Annotated in this window: 6 protein-coding genes; all 6 read right to left on the bottom strand. The window is 60.0% G+C overall.

Annotated features, from left to right (window positions below; genetic code table 11):
* Nucleotides 1–93: 93 nt before the first annotated feature.
* The 6 genes from nagB to ACESTR_RS05135 all read right to left on the bottom strand — a co-directional run bounded on the left by nagB (nucleotide 94) and on the right by ACESTR_RS05135 (nucleotide 6959).
* The gene (gene nagB / locus ACESTR_RS05160; RefSeq protein WP_009596972.1) at nucleotides 94–885 is read right to left on the bottom strand and encodes a glucosamine-6-phosphate deaminase; all 792 of its coding nucleotides are present in this window, start codon (nucleotides 883–885) and stop codon (nucleotides 94–96) included.
* A 56-nt stretch (nucleotides 886–941) separates the two neighbouring features.
* On the bottom strand, nucleotides 942–2891 hold the full coding sequence (locus tag ACESTR_RS05155) for a 6-phosphogluconolactonase (RefSeq protein ID WP_009596991.1): 1950 nt from the start codon (nucleotides 2889–2891) through the stop codon (nucleotides 942–944).
* Nucleotides 2888–3538, bottom strand: a complete 651-nt coding sequence (locus ACESTR_RS05150; RefSeq protein WP_014776071.1) for a carbohydrate-binding family 9-like protein — start codon at nucleotides 3536–3538, stop codon at nucleotides 2888–2890. The genes ACESTR_RS05155 and ACESTR_RS05150 overlap by 4 nt, the downstream gene beginning before the upstream one ends.
* On the bottom strand, nucleotides 3535–4638 hold the full coding sequence (locus ACESTR_RS05145) for a phosphotransferase enzyme family protein (protein WP_014776072.1): 1104 nt from the start codon (nucleotides 4636–4638) through the stop codon (nucleotides 3535–3537). The genes ACESTR_RS05150 and ACESTR_RS05145 overlap by 4 nt, the downstream gene beginning before the upstream one ends.
* A gap of 238 nt (nucleotides 4639–4876) precedes the next feature.
* The gene (locus ACESTR_RS05140) at nucleotides 4877–5842 is read right to left on the bottom strand and encodes a type I phosphomannose isomerase catalytic subunit (RefSeq protein WP_009596958.1); all 966 of its coding nucleotides are present in this window, start codon (nucleotides 5840–5842) and stop codon (nucleotides 4877–4879) included.
* 7 nt (nucleotides 5843–5849) lie between these two features.
* The gene (locus tag ACESTR_RS05135; RefSeq protein WP_302989765.1) at nucleotides 5850–6959 is read right to left on the bottom strand and encodes an ROK family protein; all 1110 of its coding nucleotides are present in this window, start codon (nucleotides 6957–6959) and stop codon (nucleotides 5850–5852) included.
* Nucleotides 6960–6966: the final 7 nt, after the last annotated feature.

The following is a 6966-nucleotide window of genomic DNA, read 5'->3' as shown; positions in this document are numbered from 1 at the left end:
CCCCCCCCCCCCCCCCCCCCCCCCCCCCCCCCCCCCCCCCCCCCCCCCCCCCCCCCCCCCCCCCCCCCCCCCCCCCGGGCCGCTCCGGCATTATCAGATCAGGTTCTCTTTCTCGATGTCCTTGAAATAGCGGTACGTGCCGACTTTCAGTTCGACGGTCGCGGGTTCGTCGCATACGACGATTCCGTGCGGGTGTACCTGCATGGCCGAAATCGTGCAGACATGCGAGTAGGGACCTTCGACGCACTGCTGCAGGGCGCGGGCTTTCTTGTGGCCGAGCGCGAGGATCAGCACCTGCTTCGAATCGAGCACCGTGGCGACGCCTACCGACATGGCCTGTTTGGGAACCTTGTTCACGTCGTTGTCGAAGAAGCGCGAATTCACGACGAGCGTGTCGTAAGTCAGCGTTTTGACGCGCGTACGCGAGTTGAGCGACGAGAACGGCTCGTTGAACGCCAAGTGTCCGTCTTCGCCGACACCGCCCATGAAGAGGTCGATGCCGCCCGCCTTGCGGATTTTCTCCTCGTATTCGTCGCACTCCTTCTGCAGGTCGGGGGCGTTGCCGTTGAGGATATTGACGTTGGCCGGGTTGATGTCCACGTGGTTGAAGAAGGTGTTCCACATGAACGAATGGTAGCTTTCGGGGTGCTCTTCGGGAAGCCCGACGTACTCGTCCATGTTGAACGTAACGACATCCTTGAAGGAGACCTTTCCGGCCTTGTTCAGCGCGATCAGCTCTTTGTATGTCGTCAGCGGGGTCGAACCCGTAGGCAGTCCCAGTACGAAGGTGCCTCCGGCCGCCTGTTTCTTGTTGATTTGCTCTACGATGTAGCGCGCTGCCCAGCGGCCTGCGTTTTCCTGCGTGTCTTCGATAATCAGTCGCATAGATTGAATGGTTGAATTATTGGGTTATTGATTGTTTTTTCATTTGCGGGGGCTCGTCAGAACATCTTCACGAATACCTCGATTGCCTGATACTCCGCCATGCCGAGCTTGTCGTAAAGCTTGGCGGTGTTCTGCGTGCGCTCTTCGGCGCGCTGCCAGAATTCGCGGGGGTCGCTGCCGGGGAAGGGCATGATGTCCTTCTGCGAGAGGTGGCGGTAGATGGCGTGACGCTTCATGATCAGCTCGTCGGGCGACAAGGGCACCGCCATGTCGACCATGCCGAGATCCCATTCCATCCATGCGCCGCGGTAGAGCCAGAGGTGGCACTCCTTGAGCCATTCGTCGTCCTTCACCACGTCGAGCGCGCCGAGCACGGCCTCCATGGCCGTACGGTGCGTGCCGTGGGGGTCGGCGAGGTCGCCGGCGGCGTAAATCTGGTGGGGCTTCACCTCGCGGAGCAGTTTGACGATGATTTCGATGTCCTTCTCCGTGAGCAGTCCCTTCTTGATGCCGCCCGTCTCGTAGAACGGCAGGTTGAGGAAATGGGCGTTGGTGTCGGGGTTCAGCCCGAACGAGCGCACGGCGGCGCGGGCCTCCGCACGGCGGATGGCGCCCTTGAGGTCGAGCAGCGGACGGGGTTCGGGTTCGCCCTTCTTCTTGCCGGCGATGATCTTCTCGACTTCGGCGTAGTGGTTGCCGTAGCCCAGTTCGCGGGCCGTGTCGATGTTCTGGAGCACTACGTCGTCGTGTACGGCGACGTTGCCCGAAGTTTCATACGCCACGTGCACGTCGTGTCCCTGCTGCACCAGACGGATGAACGTGCCGCCCATCGAAATCACGTCGTCGTCGGGGTGGGGCGAGAAAATCACGATGCGTTTGGGATACGGATTCGACGGCACGGGGCGCGTCGAATCGTCGGCGTTGGGCTTGCCGCCCGGCCAGCCGGTGATGGTGTGCTGGAGGTCATTGAATACGTCGATGTTGATCTGGTCGTAGGCGCGGCCCTGTTCGAGCAGTTCGCCCAGCGAATTTTCGATGTAATCCTTGTAGGTGAGCTTCAGGATCGGTTTCTGCACCACGCCGCAGAGCCACACCACGGCCTTGCGGGTGAATTTGGGCGTCCATTTGCAGGGGCCTACCAGCCACGGCGTCTGCTCGCGGGTGAGCAGCTGGGCGGCGTTCTCGTCGATTACGACTTCGATGTTGGGGTGGGCCTGCAGGTTCGATGCCGGCACTTGGGTCGTGATCTCGCCTTCGACGACCTTCTGGATGATCTGGGCCTTCTCTTCGCCCCAAGCCATCAGGATGATCTTGTCGGCCCGCATGATCGTGTCGATACCCATCGTGATGGCCAGCTTCGGGGTGTAGTCCAGTCCGAAGAATGCGCCCGACTGGATTTTGCGGGTGTTGTGGGTCAGCTGCACCAGCCGGGTGCGCGACTTGGCATAGGAACCCGGTTCGTTGAAACCGATCTGGCCGTCTTCGCCCACGCCGATAATCATCAGGTCGATCTTGCGCACCGAGTGGTCGTACGAGGCGCAGTACTCCGAAACCTTGTCCTCGGAGATGGTGCCGTCGGGGATGTGGATGTTTTCGGGCAGGATGTCGATGTGGTTGAGGAAATCCTCGTGGATGCGGAAGTTGCGGCTCTGCTGCTCGGTCGAGCGGATGGGGTAGAACTCGTCGAGGCTGAATACGGCCACGTTGCGGAAGCTGACGAGACCCTCTTTGTGGCGTTTCACCAGCTCGCGGTAGAGTCCCAGCGGCGTGCGGCCCGTGGTAAGGCCCAGCACGAAGGGCTGCTGCTCTTCGTAGACTTCGTTCGAACAGTGGAGTTCGTTGTAGGTGCGGATCGCCTTGACGATGGTGTCGGCAACGTACTGAACGCCCAGATATTCGTTTTCATAGACCGTCGTGTGAATTTTCTCGTAACGATGGATGATGTCGCGCGGCGTCGATTCTGCGATCAGGCCGCCGTCTTTCGGAAGTGAATATTTGTTGTTCATATCTCTGAAAATTTAATTTGTTCGAAAAAATCGGGCCGGTGGAAGTCGGGTTTCGGCGTCTCGATCGGCTTCCACGAAAGGAAATGGGGCTGCGAAAGTTTGTCGCCGCATTTGTAGAGGTTCACCGATGCCTTCAGACCGCTCCAGTCGCTCAGCTCGTGCATGAACAGCGCCTGCGGGGGAATGGCCAGCACGACCGACCAGCGGTTGTCTCCTTCGTGTTCGGGGAACGGCCGCAGTCCGAGGCTCGGATTCCGCAGGATGGCGGCCATCACCTTGGGCGCGGCGTGCGCCGGGTGCTCGCGCTCCTTGCGGAAGCCCAGCAGCAGGCGTCCGATGCAACTGCACTCGAAGTTGTAGTAATAGCCGCTGTCGTCGGGGGCGATGAAGAACTCCACGCACGAATCGGTCCAAACTTCGCCGTTGTCCTCCGTGACGCGGGCCATCGTGCAGCGTTCCGCGACGTCGAAGCGCAGCATCAGGTAGTCGCCCGTGTGGAACATGCGGAACGAAACCTCCGGCGCGTAAGGAAATTGGTCCGGCCAGTTGCAGCAGGCTAGGGCCTGCGGTTCGATGCCGGCGAAAGCCGCTTCGACGGCAGCCTTGTTCGTGGGGACGATGCCCGTGATTTTGCGTATTTCCGTCATGCCTTGCGGTATTTGTCCACGGTTTCCCGTACGATGCGGCACATTTCGCCGTAATGCTCCTCCATGCTTTGCAGCAGGCGGTACTGGGCGTGGGTGCGCACAAGGTTGTGACCGGGGTATTTGATTTTATAATAGGTGTCGCCGTCGATGTAGTCCATCAGGAAACGCAGGACCTGTTCGAAGGTGATGTATCGGGCCGAGAAAGCCAGATGGTCGATTTCGGAGTCGGTGAGCTGTTTGGCCCGCTGCGAGAGGTAGCCCTCGGTGTAGGCCCGGAACATTTCGAGTGACAGCCCGACGCGCGAAAGGTCGCGGTCGTCCTCGTCGCCCGTGTTGGCGTAGGAGCGGATGGCGTCGCCGAAGTCGTTGAGCGACGTGGAGGCCATCACCGTGTCGAGGTCGATGGCGCAGAGCACCTCGCCCTGCCTGTCGAAGAGAATATTGTTGATCTTGGTGTCGTTGTGCGTCACGCGCGTCGGAATCGTGCCGTCCTCGACCTTGGACCAGAAGCCGAGCATCTCTCCGCGCCGCGATTCGATCCAGCCGATCTCCTCCGAAAGCTCCTTTTTGCGGCCTGCGGCGTCGCGCTTCAGCGCCTCGTCCCACTGCACGAAGCGGTGGCGGATGTTGTGGAATCCCTTGATCGTTTCGGCCAGCGGCTCGGTGAAGTCGGCCAGCTGGGCTTGGAATTTGCCGATTCCTTCGCCGCCCTTGCGGGCCAGTTCGGGCGAATCGGCCTTGTTGTAGGCGACGGTGTCGTCGATGAAAACCGAGACGGCCCAATATTCGCCGTCGCCGTCGATGTGGTACAGCGCGTCCTCTCTGGTCGGGACCACGGTCATCACTTCGCGCCGGGGATCGCCGCCTGCCGCGATGACTCCGCGGCGGATGTGGTCGGTAACCCGGCGGATGTTGTCCATCATGGCCGGAACGTCGGGAAATATGTTTTTGTTCTTGCGCTGAAGAATGTAATCGGGGGCCTCCCCTTCGGTGCGGATGATGAACGTATCGTTGATAAAACCCTCGCCCAGCGAGTCTATGGCCGCGATGCCTCCCTCCAAAGCGAAGTGCGATGCGATCTCTTGCAGTTTCTTCTCCATGTCGTAAGATTCTCTGTTTTTTAGTGTTCCGGTTGCACCTCCAAAGGTACTAAAAAGAACGGAGTCCTGCAACGGAATTTTGTTAAAAGAAAATTTTTTCCTCGATTTGCCGAGGCGGGCGATTATTTTTACGATGCAATGAGCCGATGAAGATAAAATTTATTATCGGGGTTGCCGCGGAAAATGAAAAAATCCGGCAGTCGGAACCGCCGGATTTATCTGTCAGAGTGCATTCCATTTACTTGATGCAGCTGGTCAGCATTTTGAGCTTCCCTTCGGGGACGACGCGGAGCGACTTCACGGTAGCCGGAAGCAGTACCGTCTCGCCCTGATGGATCGGCATTTCGTTGCCGCTGTCGTCAGCGATCATGCCTTTGCCTTCGACGCAGATCACAACGACGAACGAGTCGAGCGCCGCGTAATCGAGCGTCAGCGGAGCGGTCAGGTCGCAGAGCGACGTGGTGAAGTAGGGACACGACACCAGTTCCGTTTCGCGGTCCTGCACCTGCTCGTACTTGGTGCGGTAGTCGGGCAGCACGGTGTAGTCGATGGCTCCCTTCGCCAGCTCGGTGTGCAGTTCGCGGGTATTGCCGTCGGCGTCCTTGCGGTTGAAGTCGTAGATGCGGTAGGTGATGTCCGAAGTCTGCTGAATCTCGGCGATGAACGCGCCCGCGCCGATACTGTGGACGCGGCCTGCCGGCAGGAAGAAGAGGTCGCCCGGATGTATCTCGTACTCGGCGAGGATGTCGGTGATGGTGTTGTCCTCGACGCTGGCTTCGTACTGGGCGGGCGTCACCTGCTTGGCGAATCCCGACCGGAGCCGTGCGCCCTTGTCGGCGTCCACGACATACCACATTTCGGTTTTGCCTTTCGACTTGTGACGCTCCCACGCCAGCCGGTCGTCGGGGTGTACCTGAATCGAGAGATCCTGCCGCGCGTCGATGAACTTGATCAGCAGCGGGAACTCCTCGCCGAAACGTTCGAAGTTGGCTTTGCCGAGCAGTGCGGCGCCGTGGCGGGCGATCAGGCCCGGCAGGGTAGTGCCCGCTTCGGGACCTCCGGCCACGACCGATTCGTTGCCTTTGACGCCCGAAAGCTCCCAGCTTTCGCCGACCTGCGTCTGGCCGGATGCGATTTGTTTGTAGGGGACGATTTTTTCGCCGCCCCAGATCGTCGATTTGAGAATGGGTTGGAACTTATACATAATAGTTTTATTGTGCTTTTTGCGCGTCGAGCTGGCTCAGGGCGAACGCGTATGCGCCCACCGAAATGGCGTTGCTCGCGCCGAGTTTCGAAATAGCGACGCCGATGCGCTTCTGGGGGTCGTAAGCCACGTAACGGTCGGTTCCGTAGACCTTCAGCGTGCGCTGATCGCCTTTGGCGAACTCCTTGAACTCCTCTTCGCTGTCCAGATCGTAAACCTTCATCTGCACGCGGTTCAGCTCGTCGCCCGCGATGGTGTGCATCTTGCTGCGCAGCTCTTTGAGCAGGCTGGGCATGATCCATTTGCGGGCGCCCGTGATGCCGCCGCCGATGACGATCAGACCGTCGATCAGCGTCACGGCCGTCGCCATGGCGTCGCCGGCGATCTCGCCCATCTCGGCGAAAGCCTTGCGGGCGGCTTCCGTGTCGCCTTCGCGTTTTCCGTCGGCGATATCGCAGAGGTCCTTCGGTTCCAGCCCGTGGTCCGGGTTGCCCGACAACTCTCCGTAAACGCGCTTCACGGCGCGGATCGCGGCGCCGTCTTCGACGATAATGTCGGGCATCTTCTTGTGCTTGAGGCAAAAAGTCTCGACGCACGAGTTGTCGCCGCGGTTGAGTTCGTTGTTCACCACGATACCGATGCCCAGACCCGTGCCGAACGTGTAGCCTACCAGATTCTTGTAGCGTTTGGGGCTGCCCAGCGCTTCGAGCCGGGCGTTCACTTCGGGCAGTGCGCCGCCCAGCGCTTCGCCGTAGGCAAAGAGGTCGCCGTCGTTGTTGATGAAGACCGGAATGCCGAATTTGTATTCGAGGAACGGCCCCAGCGCCACGCCTTCGCGGAATGAGGGGAAGTTGGGCAGGTATCCGCCGATGATTCCGTTCGGGTAGTCGGCCGGGCCGGGGAACGCGAAGCTGATGGCGACGGGTTTCTCCTCCAGCTTGTCGATGACGGCCTGAAAACCTTCGACCATCGTCGCCAGACATTTGTCCAAGTTGTCGGCGTTCGACGGCAGCGTGATGGGATCGACGATGAATTTGTTGGCCTGCATGGCGCCGAACACCAAGTTCGTGCCGCCTGCGTCGAGTGTGATGACCACACGGTTGTCGTATCTGTACATGGTATTT

It is taken from the genome of Alistipes sp. DJF_B185, assembly GCF_964250025.1.
In the GTDB taxonomy this organism is placed as follows: domain Bacteria; phylum Bacteroidota; class Bacteroidia; order Bacteroidales; family Rikenellaceae; genus Alistipes; species Alistipes finegoldii.
This window is presented reverse-complemented; position numbering and strand designations above follow the sequence as displayed.